This window comes from Salinarimonas soli (assembly GCF_008386575.1).
Lineage (GTDB): Bacteria > Pseudomonadota > Alphaproteobacteria > Rhizobiales > Beijerinckiaceae > Salinarimonas_A > Salinarimonas_A soli.
In genome coordinates, this window is record NZ_VUOA01000036.1 from 85,835 (window position 1) to 99,631 (window position 13,797).

Annotated in this window: 11 protein-coding genes; 8 read left to right on the forward strand and 3 right to left on the reverse strand. The window is 70.0% G+C overall.

Annotated features, from left to right (window positions below):
* Positions 1-58: 58 nt before the first annotated feature.
* From sufC to parE, 7 genes are all read left to right on the forward strand, one after another.
* Positions 59-811 (forward strand): Fe-S cluster assembly ATPase SufC, encoded by a 753-nt coding sequence (gene sufC, locus F0L46_RS20235; protein ID WP_149820942.1) that lies wholly within the window; start codon positions 59-61, stop codon positions 809-811.
* A 7-nt stretch (positions 812-818) separates the two neighbouring features.
* Positions 819-2,132: a Fe-S cluster assembly protein SufD gene (sufD, locus tag F0L46_RS20240; protein WP_149820944.1), complete on the forward strand. Its 1,314-nt coding sequence runs from the start codon at positions 819-821 to the stop codon at positions 2,130-2,132.
* 250 nt (positions 2,133-2,382) lie between these two features.
* Positions 2,383-3,612 carry a cysteine desulfurase gene (locus tag F0L46_RS20245; RefSeq protein WP_149820946.1) on the forward strand — a complete coding sequence of 410 codons (1,230 nt, stop codon included), beginning with the start codon at positions 2,383-2,385 and terminating at the stop codon, positions 3,610-3,612.
* Positions 3,613-3,663: 51 nt separating this feature from the next.
* Complete coding sequence (locus F0L46_RS20250; protein WP_149820948.1) at positions 3,664-4,050, forward strand: SUF system Fe-S cluster assembly protein; 387 nt, start codon at positions 3,664-3,666, stop codon at positions 4,048-4,050.
* 53 nt (positions 4,051-4,103) lie between these two features.
* On the forward strand, positions 4,104-6,410 hold the full coding sequence (locus F0L46_RS20255) for an HWE histidine kinase domain-containing protein (RefSeq protein ID WP_240540083.1): 2,307 nt from the start codon (positions 4,104-4,106) through the stop codon (positions 6,408-6,410).
* Between the two features lie 98 nt (positions 6,411-6,508).
* Positions 6,509-6,892 (forward strand): Fe-S cluster assembly scaffold SufA, encoded by a 384-nt coding sequence (gene sufA, locus F0L46_RS20260; RefSeq protein ID WP_149820952.1) that lies wholly within the window; start codon positions 6,509-6,511, stop codon positions 6,890-6,892.
* A gap of 317 nt (positions 6,893-7,209) precedes the next feature.
* Complete coding sequence (gene parE, locus F0L46_RS20265; RefSeq protein ID WP_149820954.1) at positions 7,210-9,261, forward strand: DNA topoisomerase IV subunit B; 2,052 nt, start codon at positions 7,210-7,212, stop codon at positions 9,259-9,261.
* Between the two features lie 458 nt (positions 9,262-9,719).
* Here parE and F0L46_RS20270 read toward each other — a convergent pair whose 3' ends face one another.
* Both F0L46_RS20270 and F0L46_RS20275 read right to left on the reverse strand, forming a co-directional pair.
* Positions 9,720-10,787, reverse strand: coding sequence for a GGDEF domain-containing protein (locus F0L46_RS20270; protein WP_149820956.1), 1,068 nt, complete (start codon positions 10,785-10,787; stop codon positions 9,720-9,722).
* A gap of 144 nt (positions 10,788-10,931) precedes the next feature.
* Positions 10,932-12,419 (reverse strand): DEAD/DEAH box helicase, encoded by a 1,488-nt coding sequence (locus tag F0L46_RS20275; RefSeq protein WP_149820958.1) that lies wholly within the window; start codon positions 12,417-12,419, stop codon positions 10,932-10,934.
* Positions 12,420-12,628: 209 nt separating this feature from the next.
* Here F0L46_RS20275 and F0L46_RS20280 point away from each other — a divergent pair, with 209 nt between their 5' ends.
* A complete protein-coding gene (locus tag F0L46_RS20280) occupies positions 12,629-13,330 on the forward strand; it encodes an alpha/beta fold hydrolase (protein WP_149820960.1) in 702 nt (233 codons plus the stop codon).
* A gap of 4 nt (positions 13,331-13,334) precedes the next feature.
* Here F0L46_RS20280 and F0L46_RS20285 read toward each other — a convergent pair whose 3' ends face one another.
* Positions 13,335-13,553: a hypothetical protein gene (locus tag F0L46_RS20285; protein WP_149820962.1), complete on the reverse strand. Its 219-nt coding sequence runs from the start codon at positions 13,551-13,553 to the stop codon at positions 13,335-13,337.
* Positions 13,554-13,797 lie beyond the last annotated feature (244 nt).

Sequence of the window (13,797 nt, forward strand, 5' to 3'; positions counted from 1 at the left end):
GCATCCTTCGAGGCCCGGCTTCGCCGCGCACCTCAGGATGAGGTTGGAGAAGACCACGATGCTCCAGATCAACAACCTCGTCGTCCAGATCGAGGACAAGCGCATCCTCAATGGGCTGAACCTCACCGTGAACAAGGGCGAGGTGGCGGCCATCATGGGGCCGAACGGCTCGGGCAAGTCGACGCTGTCCTACGTCATCGCGGGCCGCGAGGACTACGAGGTGCTCGACGGCGAGATCCTGCTCGACGGGCAGAACCTGCTGGAGATGGAGCCCGACCAGCGCGCTGCCGCGGGCGTGTTCCTGGCCTTCCAGTACCCGCTGGAGATCCCCGGCGTCGCGACGATGACCTTCCTCAAGGCGTCGCTCAACGCCCAGCGCAAGGCGCGCGGCGAGGCGGAGCTGTCGACGCCCGACTTCATCAAGCGGGTGAACGCGGCCGCCGCGAAGCTCGAGATCCAGAAGGACATGCTCAAGCGCGCCCTCAACGTCGGCTTCTCCGGCGGCGAGAAGAAGCGCATGGAGATCCTGCAGATGGCGCTCCTGGAGCCCACCTTCTGCATCCTCGACGAGACCGATTCCGGCCTCGACATCGACGCGCTGCGCATCGTCTCCGAGGGCGTCAACACGCTGCGCGAGGCGGGCCGCGGCTTCCTCGTGATCACCCATTATCAGCGGCTCCTCAACTACATCGTGCCCGACACCGTGCACGTGATGGCGAGCGGCCGGATCGTGAAGTCCGGGGGCAAGGAGCTCGCGCTGGAGCTGGAGGCGAACGGCTATGCCGATTACCGCCAGTCCGACGCGGCGTGAGGGCGTCATGGCCGACATCGCGATGATCAAGACCGCCGCCGAGACCGGGCTCGCGAACCTCTTCGCGATCACGAAGTCCCTGCTGCCGGGCGACGCCGCCCACCGCGAGGACGCGTTCCGGCGCTTCTCCGAGCGCGGCCTGCCGCACCGGCGGATCGAGGAGTGGAAGTACACCGACCTGCGCGCGCTCCTGCGGGACGCGGCGCCCTTCGCGGGCAAGCCCACCGAGGCAGATATCGCGGCGGCCGAGGCTCTCGACGGGCCTCTGACCGCGATCGACTCCATCGAGGCGGTCATCGTCAACGGCCACCTCGTCCGCGCGCCGGCAGCGCTGCCGCCCGGCGTCGAGATCGTGCCCCTGCGCGAGGCCCTGGGGTCGGGGCATCCGCTGCTCGCCCGCATGGGCGCCGTGGGCCACGCCCACGATAACGCGGCCTATGCCCTCAACGCCGCCTTCATGAGCGACGGCGCGGTGATCCGGATCGCGGCGGGCACCCATGTGGAGCGCCCGATCCACCTGCGCTTCCTCAACACGGGCGCGACGCCGTTTGCCACGGCCACGCGGGTGCTGGTCCATGTGGAGGTCGGCGCCTCCGTGACCCTGCTGGAGACCCATGCGGGCCCCGGTGGCGTCGGCTACCAGCCGAACGGCGTCGTGGAGATGGTGGTCGACGATCACGCCAAAGTCGCCCATATGCGCCTCAACGCGGAAGGGTCGGACGCGCTCGCGCTCTCCACGCTCACCGCGCGGCTCGGCGCGAAGGTGGCCTTCGACAGCTTCAACCTCGTGGCGGGCACGCAGGTCTCGCGCCACCAGGTCTATCTCGCCTTCGCGGGCGAGGGCTCGAATGCCGGGATCCGCGGCGCCACGATGATCAACGGCACGCAGCACGCCGACACGACCCTCGTCATCGACCACGCGGCCCCGGGCTGCACCAGCCGCGAGCTGTTCAAGACCGTGGTGGACGGGCAGGCCACGGGCGTGTTCCAGGGCAAGATCATCGTCCACAGCCGGGCGCAGAAGACTGACGGGCGCATGATGTCGGCGGCCGTCCTCCTCTCGGAGGAGGGCACGATGAACAACAAGCCCGAGCTCGAGATCTTCGCCGACGACGTCCAGTGCGCTCACGGCGCCACCTGCGGCCAGCTCGACGAGGACCTCCTGTTCTATCTCCGCTCCCGCGGCCTTCCCCTCAAGGAGGCCGAGGCGCTTCTCCTCGAGTCGTTCCTCGCCGAGCCCATCGGCGAAGGAATCGTCCACGAGGACATCGCCGCCGCCCTCACCGGCGTCATCGACGGCTGGCTGCGGGCGCGGGGGTAGCCATTTCTCCCCTCTCCCGAATGGGAGAGGGGCCGGGGGTGAGGGTGGGCGGCCAATCGCGTCGCATCACGCCACCGCCGCACTTCCTCGCTCCCCGGTCATCTAGCCCCGGAGCCAGGCGGACTGATCAGCTGGATGGCCGGGTCAAGCCCGGCCATGACAGGTGGAGGGGGCCAGTGGAACTCCCAGGCTGGCCACCCTCACCCCCGGCCCCTCTCCCATTCGGGAGAGGGGAGAGAGGTTGAGAGACATGACCACCGCACCCTATGACGTCGACGCGATCCGGGCGCAGTTCCCGATCCTCTCGAAAGAGGTCTACGGCAAGCCGCTCGTCTATCTCGACAACGCGGCGTCGGCCCAGAAACCGCGCGCCGTGATCGACGCCATGGTGGCGACCATGGAGGGGGGCTACGCCAACGTCCATCGCGGGCTCCACTTCATGGCGAACGCCGCGACGGAGGCCTTCGAAGCCGCGCGCGAGACCGTGCGGGAGTTCCTGAACGCTGAATCCACCGACGAGATCGTCTTCACCCGCTCGGCCACCGAAGCCTACAACCTCGTCGCCGACTGCTTCGGGCGCATGGACTTCCAGGAGGGTGACGAGATCATCCTCTCGATCATGGAGCACCACTCCAACATCGTGCCCTGGCACTTCCTGCGCGAGCGGAAAGGCGCGGTGATCAAATGGGCGCCCGTGGACGACGAGGGCAACTTCCTCCTCGATGAGTTCGAGAAGCTGCTCTCCGACCGCACGCGCATCGTCGCGATCACCCAGATGTCGAACGTGCTCGGCACCGTGACCCCGATGCGCGACATCATCCGCCTGGCGCACGAGCGCGGCGTGCCCGTGCTCGTGGACGGCGCGCAATCGGCGGTGCACATGCCCGTCGACGTGCGCGAGCTCGACGCGGACTTCTTCATCTTCACGGGCCACAAGGTCTACGGCCCCACGGGCGTGGGCGTGCTCTACGGCAAGCGCGCGTGGCTGGAGCGCATGCCGCCTTACGAGGGCGGGGGCGAGATGATCCGCGAGGTCCGCCAGGACCGCATCACCTACAACGACCCGCCGCACCGCTTCGAGGCCGGCACGCCGGCGATCATTGAGGTGATCGGCTTGGGCGCGGCGCTGCGCTTCATGATGGATCTCGGCCGCGACCGCATCCAAGCCCACGAGGCGGCACTCAGCTCCTATGCCCACGAGCGGCTCGGCGCCATGAACTCGCTGCGCATCATCGGGCGGGCCAAGGGCAAGGGCGGTATCGTCAGCTTCGAGATGAAGGGGGCGCACGCCCACGACGTCGCGACGGTGATCGACCGCCAGGGCGTCGCGGTGCGGGCCGGCACGCATTGCGCCATGCCGCTCCTGGAGCGCTTCGGCGCCACCTCAACCTGCCGCGCCTCGTTCGGCCTGTACAACACGACCGCGGAGGTCGATAAGCTCGTCGACGCCCTGCGCCGGGCCGAAACCCTGTTCGGCTGAGCCGGGGCTCCTTACGTGTGACCGACCGACGTTTGCGCCGAAAGTGATCCGATGACAGACGCCACCCCCATCGACGGCTCCGCGCCCAACGCGCCGGCGCTGGAACGCGGCTCGGCGATCCCGCCGGACGAGATCGAGCGCCTCACCGACGATATCGTCGCCGCGCTCAAGACCGTCTACGATCCGGAGATCCCCTCCGACATCTACGAGCTCGGCCTCATCTACCGCGTCGACATCGACGACGACCGCGCCGTGACCATCGACATGACCCTCACGGCCCCAGGCTGCCCCGTGGCCGGCGAGATGCCGGGCTGGGTCGAGAACGCGGTCGCCGTCGTGCCGGGCGTCAAGGACGTGAAGGTCAACATGGTCTTCGATCCGCCCTGGGACCAGTCGCGGATGTCCGACGAGGCCCGCGTCGCCCTCGACATGTGGTGAGCGGCTCGGCGCTAAGCCTTGCCATCGACCGGCAGGACGCTACGTTGGCGGCCATGCATGCGACCCCAGCCAGCGACGACGCGCTTGCGCCCGATCTGCGGCGGTTCATCGCCGAGCGGGTGGCGTCCGGCGCCTACGGCTCACCGGACGAGGTGCTGCGGGCCGCCTTCCAGGCGCTGGCCGCGCAGGAGAAGCCGCCGCGCAATCCCGCCGACGAGATCCTGGACGGCATCCTGCAATCCCGCACGACGGGCTTCGCCGTCCTCGACCTCACGAGCGGCCGCACCCTCGCCGTCAACGACTACGCCCTCGCCCTCGCCGGGGTCTCCCGGGAGGCGTTCGAGCGCGGCGACTGGACCGGGATCGCGCCGGGGGGCGAGAGCAACCGGGACGCGGTCGCGCAACTCCTGGCCCGGGGTTGGTGCGACCCCTACGACACGGATTGGCCCGGTTCGCAGGGCCGGCCGATCCCGGTGCGCATCTCCTCGGGCACCCTGTTGCCGGGCGATCCGCCCCGCGCGGTGGTCCAGATCGAGGACCTTCGCCCCCATCATCTCCTGAACGAAGCGTTGGAGGAGAGCAGGCTCCTGTTCCAGAGCCTGTTCGAGGCCGCGCCCCTTCATGCGGGCGTGGTCGAGGAGCGCGGTGAGGACTTCGTCTACGTGGTGACGAACCGCGCGATCGCCGAGCGGCTCGGCCTAGCCGAGGGTGGCCTCGACGGCCGAAGCCTCGTCGATCTCGGCTTCACGCAGGCGCAGAGCGACGCCTGGCGCGACCTGATGCGCCGCTGCCACGCGGACGGCCGGCCGCTCACCCTCGAATTCGAGCTCGCCCAGAACGGCCGCTCGCTCGGCTGGTTCCACGGCACGTTCACGCCGCTGCCCCCGGGGCCGAGCCGAGGCGCGAGAACGTCCTTCGTCGCGACGGAGGTCACGGAGCAGAAGCAGATGATGCAGGCCTTGCGCGAGAGCGAGGCCCGCCTGCGGTCCCTCACGGACAACCTGCCCAACGGCCTGGTCTACCAGCTGGAGCGCGACCCGGACGGCGCCCTTCGCTTCACCTATATCAGCGGCGCGGTCGAGCGGCTGCACGGGCTCACCGCCGAGGCCGTCCTCGCGGATTTCGAGCTCCTGGACAGCCAGGTGCTGGAGGAGTTCCGGCCCGTGCTGGAGGCGGCCCGGCGCCACGGGGCCGAGAACGGCCTGACCCTCGACATCGAGATCCCCATGCGGGCTCCCTCGGGCGAGGTCCGCTGGTTCCGACGCACCTCCGCGCCGCGCATGCAGGAGAACGGCGTCCAGGTCTGGGACGGGGTCGAGATCGACGTGACCGAGCGCCGGCGCGCCGCCGAAGCCGCCCGCGACCGCTCGCACGAGCTGGAGACGGTTCTCGCCACCGTGCCGGCCGCGGTCTGGTTCACGCACGACCGCGATGTCCGTCACGTGGTGCGCAACCGCTACGCCATGCACCTCATGGGCCTCGATCCGGAGGCGACGCAATCCTTCGGCTCGGCCGGCATCCCCCACATCCGCCTCATGCGCGACGGGGAGGCGGTCACCGCCCGGGACATGCCGCTCCAGCGGGCGGTGCGCGGCGAGCGGCTGCACGAGGAGGAATACGCCTTCGTCTTCGCTGATGGGCGCGTCCATACGCTCCTGTCGAGCGCCGCGCCGCTCCAGGACGAGGCGGGGCACATCGTTGGCGCCGTGTCGGTGGGGCTCGACATCACCGAGCGCAAGCGCGCCGAGGAGCAGCGCATGCTCCTCATCCACGAGCTGAACCACCGGGTGAAGAACACGCTGGCGACCGTCCAGGCGATCGCCGTGCAGAGCCTGCGTGGCTCCGAGTCGCCGCAGGCCGCCCGCGACACGTTCACGGCCCGGCTCATGGCGCTCGCGGCGGCGCACGACGTGCTCACGCGGGAGAGCTGGGAGGGCGCCGATCTCGTCGACGTGGTGGCGGGCGCGGTCGCGCCGCACCGGGCGGAGGACGCGGACCGCTTCGAGGTGGCGGGGCCGGCGGTCCGCCTTACCCCGTCCATGGCCCTGTCGATCGCCATGGCCCTGCACGAGCTCGCCACCAACGCCGCGAAATACGGCGCGCTCTCCAGCGAGGGCGGGCGCGTGGTCATCGCTTGGGCTGTGAGCGACGCCACCCTGCGCCTCGAATGGCGCGAGCACGGCGGCCCGCCCGTGGTGGTGCCCACCCGCAAGGGCTTCGGCACCCGCCTCATCGAGCGCGGCCTCGCGGCGGAGCTCGGTGGCGAGGTCCGCCTCGCCTACGAGCCGGCGGGCGTCGCGTGCCTGATGAGCGTTCCCCTGCGCCCGGCCGAGGCGGAGGGCGACGCCGCGGCCGCATGAGGGACCGCCCGGTCTCGACGGAACGCCCGCAAGCCCTTACATGAGGGGATATCCTCGTTCTGCCCGGGCCTTGAACCCGGCCGTCAGGAGAGACCACGATGGCTTTGCCGAAACTGAAGGTTCTGTCCCTGACCGATGCGGCCGCCGACCGCGTGAAGGCGATCATCGCCCGGGCGGAGCGACCGATCGCGGGCCTGCGGGTCGGCGTGAAGAACGGCGGCTGCGCCGGCATGTCCTACACCATGGACTATGCCGAGGCCGCCCAGCCCGGCGACGAGGTCGTCGAGGATCGGGGCGTGCGGGTGTTCATCGACCCGAAGGCGCTCCTGTTCCTGCTCGGGACCGAGATGGATTTCCAGACCACGAAGCTGTCGTCCGGCTTCGTGTTCAACAATCCGAACCAGACCTCGGCCTGCGGCTGCGGCGAGTCCGTGGCGATCACGCCCGCGAAGGCCGAGGCGCTGAGCGGCGCCTCGCGCTGATCGAGCCGCCGCCGACCGCGGCCGGGGTCTGGCCCCGGTCTCAAGCGGCCGCCGTGGTGAACCCCGGGTTAACGTCATCGGTGCATACTGCGACCCCGGGGGCGGTGCCATGGCGCCCTCCCGCCGGGATGGCGTGCCTTGGCGCGAGCCGCTAAAGGTGGCCCTCGAACGGAACGGGGCGTGTGCGTGAAAAGGCTTGCGTCATAAGGGCCTGACCACTTTTCGTTTCCGTTTTGTTCTCGTATAAGGGGCGTATGAGACACAATGCCAAGATTCGCGAATCAGCCGCACGCCCGGCAACCCGAAACGAACCGCGCATGACCGGCGACGATCTGTTTGGAACGCTCCCCCGCCCGGCGCCGTCCCGCCGCGCGGCTTCTGCCGCCGCAAGCGCCGCGGCCGCCCGCGTGGTCTCGGGAACGCCTGACGAGAGCGGCTACGACGCCTCCGCCATCGAGGTGCTGGAGGGGCTTGAGCCCGTCCGGCGCCGGCCGGGCATGTATATCGGCGGCACCGACGAGAAGGCGCTGCACCACCTCTTCGCCGAGGTGATCGACAACTCCATGGACGAGGCGGTGGCGGGCCACGCCACCTTCATCGAGGTGGAGCTCGACGCGGACGGCTTCCTCACCGTGACCGACAACGGCCGCGGCATTCCCGTCGATCCTCATCCGAAGTTTCCGGACAAGTCGGCGCTGGAGGTGATCCTCACCACCCTGCACGCGGGCGGCAAGTTCGACTCGAAGGTCTACGAGACCTCGGGCGGCCTGCACGGCGTCGGCGTCTCGGTGGTGAACGCGCTCTCCGAGCTCCTGGAGGTGGAGGTCGCCCGCGGGCAGACGCTCTACCGTCAGATCTACTCGCGTGGCCTGCCGCAGGGTCCGATCGAGACCGTGGGCCGCGTGCAGAACCGCCGCGGCACCCGGGTCCGCTTCCGGCCCGACGCGCAGATCTTCGGCGAGGAGCTGCGCTTCCAGCCCCGGCGCCTGTTCCGCATGGCCCGGTCCAAGGCCTACCTCTTCGGCGGCGTCGAGGTGCGCTGGCGCTGCGCGCCCGCGCTTCTCGAAGGACCCGACCCGGTGCCCGCCGAGGCGGTCTTCCGCTTTCCCAACGGCCTGAAGGACTACCTGTCCCGCGAGATCGAGGGCAAGGAGCTCGTCGTCGACCAGGTTTTCTCGGGCAAGATCACCCGGCCGGGCGGCCACGGCTCCATGGAATGGGCGGTGGCGTGGCTCGCCAACGAGGACGGCTTCTCCTCGTCCTACTGCAACACGATCCCGACGCCCGAGGGCGGCACGCACGAGAGCGGGCTTCGCATCGCGCTGCTCCGCGCCCTGCGCGAGCATGCCGAGCGCGTCAACCAAGCCAAGCGCATGGGCGCCGTCACCACGGACGACGTGATGGCGACCTGCGCCTCGATGCTGTCGGTGTTCATTCGCGAGCCCGAGTTCCAGGGACAGACGAAGGACAAGCTCGCGACCCTGGAGGCCTCCCGCCTCGTCGAGGCCGCGATCCGCGACGCCTTCGACCATTGGCTCGCCGCGTCGCCGCAAGGTGCCAACAAGCTCCTCGATTGGGTCATCGACCGGGCCGAGGAGCGGCTGCGCCGGCGCCAGGAGAAGGAGGTCGCGCGCAAGACCGCGACCCGCAAGCTGCGCCTGCCGGGCAAGCTCGCCGACTGCTCCAACGCGGGGGCGGCGAATTCCGAGCTGTTCATCGTCGAGGGCGACTCGGCCGGCGGCTCGGCCAAGCAGGCGCGCGACCGCGCCACCCAGGCGATCCTGCCCTTGCGCGGCAAGATCCTCAACGTGGCGTCCGCCGGCCGGGACAAGCTGCACCAGAACCAGCAGCTCTCGGACCTCGTCCAGGCGCTCGGCTGCGGCGCGGGGGCGGCCTACCGCGACGACGACCTTCGCTACGAGAAGGTCATCATCATGACGGACGCGGACGTGGACGGGGCGCACATCGCGTCGCTCCTGATCACGTTCTTCTACCGCCAGATGCCCCGGCTCATCGACCGCGGGCACCTCTTCCTCGCGGTGCCGCCGCTCTACAAGCTCACCCAGGGCGCAAAGACCGTCTATGCCCGCGACGACTCCCACCGCGAGCGGCTGGTAAAGACGCATTTCAAGAACGGCAAGGTCGAGGTGAGCCGCTTCAAGGGCCTCGGCGAGATGCTGCCGGCTCAGCTCAAGGAAACCACCATGGACCGCACGAAGCGCACGCTTCTGCGCGTCGTGGTGGAGCAGGACGACCGCACGGACGTAAACGACACGGTCGAGCGCCTGATGGGCAACAAGCCCGAGGCCCGCTTCGCCTTCATCCAGGAACGCGCGGCGTTCGCGGACGAGAACGACCTAGACCTGTGAGGGGAGGGGGCGCCGGGCTGGCGGAACGCTATCGTCCCGCCGGCCCGGGGCGGGCGAGGGTGCTCCGCCGGGCAGGATCGGACGACGGCTTTGCCGGCGTGGTGCGTGCGTCGAGACGCCCGCTGGCGCAGGCTCCTCAGCATCAGGGGGAGCCCTCACCCTCGGCCTGAGGGGCCGGCTCGTAAGTACGGCCTACCCTCTACCCTCGTCCTGAGGCGCCCGCCGGAGGCGGGCCNNAGGGCGCTCCAGGGAACTCCGGACGGCGGTGACGCGTGGTGCGTGCTTCGAGGCTCGCTCCGCTCGCGCCTCAGCATGAGGGGGACAGGAGCAAGCCGCTCCGGGCTACCCTCCGAGGTCTCCCACCGGCTCACGCGCGTCCTGCCGGCGTCGAGCCGCGCCCTGCAAAGCGCATCTCACCATGAGCCTTTGATGACGGTCCCTTGCCCCTGGCGAGCCGCTCACGCGACGTCGGACATCGCCCGTCCGAGATCGTGGTCGTATTCGCCGTCGGTCGTGGTGCGGTTGCGGCCGCCGCGCTTGGACGCGAACATGCACTGGTCGGCCCGCTCCAGCATCGACACGCTGGTGTCGCCCCGACGCAGCGTCGCGACGCCGAGGGACACGGTGACCTTGCCGAGCGATTCGCCGGTGGAGCGTTTCACCAGCTCCCGGCCCATCACCGAGACCCGCACCCGCTCGGCCGCCGTGAGGGCGCCCTCCAGGTTGGTGTGAGGCAGGATGATCCCGAACTCCTCGCCGCCGAACCGGGCGAGGGTGGCCTTGGTCTTGATCTGCTCGCGCATGGTCATTGACACCAGGCGCAGGACCTGGTCGCCCGTGAGGTGGCCATAGGTGTCGTTGAAGCGCTTGAAGTGGTCGATGTCGATCACGATGAGCGAGAGCGGCGCCTGTTCGACGATCGACTGGTCGATCGACTTCACCAGCATCTCCTCGAAATGCTTGCGGTTGGCGATGCCGGTGAGCGGGTCGGTCAGCGTCTCGATGCGCACCGATTCGAGGGTCTCGCGCAGCGATTCGATCTCGCCGCGGGTCTCCTTGAGGCGTGCCTCGAGGGTGCGGTTCGTCGCGGACACGTCCTTGGTTGCGACGACCAGGGCCTCGAGGATCTCGCGCACGCGCTTGCGGTCGACGCCGCCGGACACCTCCGCCGACATGGCCTGTAGCGATTCGCCATAGCGTTCCGTCGAGCCCAGCGCGAGGTCGATCATCTCCATGACGTCGTCGATCTCGACGATCACGGAGGCGCTTGTCTTCTCGGCCTCCGCCGTGAAGCGCTGGGGCGAGACGTGCGCGGCGTGGAGCGCCTCGACCTCGGCCTCGGTAATGGTTCCGCGTTCGGTGACGACGCGCTTGAGGGCGTCGTTCATCGCCGGCCGCTCGCCGGTCACGTAGGTGTACCAGACCTCGTAGGATCGCGGCGAGGCGCTGGCCCCGTAGGTCCTCATCAGCTCGAGCGCGCGCTCGGCGATGGCATGGGTCCGCTCGACGTCGGATTCCGCCGGCATGGAAGAGGCCTCTTGGTCACGATGCGCGCCGGCGCTCGTCGGCCGGAGACTGCGGCGCAGCATGACGCGCAAGGCCCCAAGATTGGGTTAAAGCCCCGTGTCCTACGGGAAAGCACGGAGGCCTGCCCCGTGCTCCGAGGGCCACTACTTGGCGCGGCGCACCACGGCGGGGCGCAGCAGGAACGCCGGCACGTGATCGCCGAGACCCACGACCGGTTCGTCGCGCTCGCCGCCGTTCCGGCCGTCGCGCCGGTCGTGCGAGCGCTCGCGGGCGGGCGGACGGGCTTCGTCGCGGGCGGGTGCCGGTCGCGGGGCCTGGCGGGCGCGGGCCGGAGCGGGCGTGGCGGCGGCCGCCGGGGCGTCGGCAGGACTGGGAGCCTCAGGCCGCGCCTCGCGGGCCGAGGCAGGCGCCTCGCTGCGCGGGGCCTCGCTCCGGGTACGCCCCCGGCCGCCGCGGCGCTCGCGGGAACGGCCCGAGCCGCCCTCCGCGCGTCCCTCGGGCGCAGCCGCCACGGGGCCTTCCCACTCGATCTTGCGGCCGGTGAGCTGCTCGATGGCGCCGAGCGCCTTCTCGTCGCCCGGTCCCACGATGGTGTAGGCGGTACCCGTCCGCCCGGCCCGGCCGGTGCGGCCGATCCGGTGGACATAGTCCTCGGCGTGATGGGGAACGTCGAAGTTGAAGACGTGGCTCACGGCCGGGATGTCGAGGCCGCGCGCCGCTACGTCGCTCGCCACCAGGAGCGGGGTCTCGCCGCTGCGGAAATTGTCCAGCGCGATGGTGCGGGCCCGCTGGTCCATGTCGCCGTGCAGCGCCGCCACGTTGAAGCCGTGCTGGGCAAGCGACTTGTGCAGGGTCGCCACGTCGCGCTTGCGGTTGCAGAACACGATCGCGTTCTTCAGGTCCTGCGCGTCGCGGATGAGGCGGCGCAGGGTCTCGCGCTTGTCGGCGGCGTTGCGGCCGGTCGCGACGAGGAGCTGGGTGATGTTCTCGCCCGTGGAGGCGGGACGGGCCACCTCGACCTTGACCGGGTTGTGCAGGAACGCGTCCGCGAGGCGCTGGATCTCCGGCGGCATCGTGGCGGAGAAGAACAGGGTCTGGCGCGTGAACGGCACCATCTTCACGATGCGCTCGATATCGGGGATGAAGCCCATGTCGAGCATCCGGTCCGCCTCGTCGATGACGAGGAGCTCGACGCCGTTCATGAGGAGCTTGCCGCGCTCGATATGATCGAGGAGCCGACCCGGGGTCGCGATGAGCACGTCCGCGCCGCGGGTGATCTTCATGTCCTGGTCGCCGAAGGACACGCCGCCGATGAGGAGCGCCACGGAGAGCTTGTGGTTGGCGCCGTACCGCTCGAAGTTCTCCACCACCTGGGCGGCGAGCTCGCGGGTCGGCTCCAGGACGAGGGTGCGGGGCATGCGGGCGCGGGCGCGGCCGCTCTCCAGGAGCGTGAGCATGGGCAGGGTGAACGCGGCCGTCTTGCCGGTTCCGGTCTGCGCGATGCCGAGCACGTCGCGGCGTGCCAGCACGTGGGGGATGGCCTGGGCTTGGATCGGGGTCGGCGTCGTGTAGCCTGCGGTCTTCACCGCCGCGAGGACCTTGTCGCTGAGGCCGAGCTCGTCGAAAGTCATGGATGTGGATGACCGATGCGCGGAGCGGAAGGTTCCGCTCGGGAGATTGCCTTGCATGGCAACGGGACGGCGCGCGAATGGTTGCGGATCGACGGAAACGATCGTCCTCGCGGCGGCGCGACCATAAGTGCCGTGACGACAATGTCAATCGCCGCGAATCAGGGCGCGGCGGGAGCGTCCCCGGACGGTTAAGATAAGGGAGTGGCCGCATGTCCGAACCGCTGGTGCTCGTGCCGGGCCTCAACTGCACCCGGGCGCTGTTCGGCCCGCAGATCGCCGCGTTCGAGGGAGCGCGCCCCGTCCTCGTGGCGAACCACACCCGGGACGACACGATCCCCGAGATCGCGCGCAGGCTCCTGGCCGACGCGCCGCCCCGATTCGGCCTGCTGGGGCTCTCCATGGGCGGCTATGTCGCGCTCGAGGTGATGCGGCAAGCGCCCGGGCGCGTCGCGCGGCTCGCGCTCCTCGACACCTCGGCGCGGCCCGACACCGACGAGTCGAAGGCCAATCGCGAGCGCCTCATCGCGCTCGCCGGCACGGACCGCTTCGCCGAGGTGGCGGACATCCTCTGGCAGCGCTACGTGGCGCCCCACCGCCAGAACGACGCGGCGCTGGCGCGCATCGTCATGGGCATGCAGCGCGAGACGGGCCCGCAGACCTTCGCGCGCCAGCAACGGGCCATCATGGGGCGCGTCGATTCCCGGCCCGACCTCCCCGGGATCGAGATCCCGACCCTCGTGCTCGTCGGCGAGGACGACGTGATCACGCCGCCGGAGCATGCCCGGGAGATCGCCGAGGCGATCGAATGGGCGTCCCTCGTCGTGGTGCCGGGCTGCGGGCATCTCTCGACGCTCGAGAGCCCCGGCATCGTGAACGAGGCGATCGGCGCCTGGCTTGCGGCCGGAGCCTGAGCGATCAGGGCTTGCGCGCTGCCGCGCACGGGTCGAGGCGGACGCCCGAGAAGCCGTCGCGAAGAGCACCCGTCGTCGCCGGTTCGGCCACGGAGGCCGCGAGACGGGAGGCCCCGCCCCGGTCGATGCCGCCAGAGAGCCAGTTCGCGGCGAGCACCGAGACGCCGACGACGGCAAGGCTCACCTTGAGGGTGGTGGAGACGAGGGACGGGCGGCCTTCCATGGCGCGGGACTCCAGGCGGAACGGCTTGTCCAGCCGCCAGAACAGTCTTCGTCCCGTATGGTGAACCAATGGTTGACGGCGTTGCCGAAAAGCATCGGCCCGCCTCATTCACCGTCTAACCCCTTCACTCTGCGGCAGGTTTGATGTTGATTGACCTCGCCGTCGGGCACCGGATTCGGTCCGCCCGAGGGTACGCCGCCTCAATCGCGGGGCAGTCGAGGCCGACACATGCCGCATCCTGATC

Excerpts from the sequence above, each read along its gene's own strand:
- F0L46_RS20250 (WP_149820948.1), top strand. The coding sequence starts at position 3,664 with ATGACAGACGCCACCCCCATCGACGGCTCCGCGCCCAACGCGCCGGCG.
- F0L46_RS20280 (WP_149820960.1), top strand. The coding sequence starts at position 12,629 with ATGTCCGAACCGCTGGTGCTCGTGCCGGGCCTCAACTGCACCCGGGCG.
- F0L46_RS20285 (WP_149820962.1), bottom strand. The coding sequence starts at position 13,553 with ATGGAAGGCCGCCCGTCCCTCGTCTCCACCACCCTCAAGGTGAGCCTT.
- sufC (WP_149820942.1), top strand. The coding sequence starts at position 59 with ATGCTCCAGATCAACAACCTCGTCGTCCAGATCGAGGACAAGCGCATC.
- parE (WP_149820954.1), top strand. The coding sequence starts at position 7,210 with ATGACCGGCGACGATCTGTTTGGAACGCTCCCCCGCCCGGCGCCGTCC.
- F0L46_RS20270 (WP_149820956.1), bottom strand. The coding sequence starts at position 10,787 with ATGCCGGCGGAATCCGACGTCGAGCGGACCCATGCCATCGCCGAGCGC.
- F0L46_RS20275 (WP_149820958.1), bottom strand. The coding sequence starts at position 12,419 with ATGACTTTCGACGAGCTCGGCCTCAGCGACAAGGTCCTCGCGGCGGTG.
- F0L46_RS20255 (WP_240540083.1), top strand. The coding sequence starts at position 4,104 with ATGCATGCGACCCCAGCCAGCGACGACGCGCTTGCGCCCGATCTGCGG.
- sufD (WP_149820944.1), top strand. The coding sequence starts at position 819 with ATGGCCGACATCGCGATGATCAAGACCGCCGCCGAGACCGGGCTCGCG.
- F0L46_RS20245 (WP_149820946.1), top strand. The coding sequence starts at position 2,383 with ATGACCACCGCACCCTATGACGTCGACGCGATCCGGGCGCAGTTCCCG.
- sufA (WP_149820952.1), top strand. The coding sequence starts at position 6,509 with ATGGCTTTGCCGAAACTGAAGGTTCTGTCCCTGACCGATGCGGCCGCC.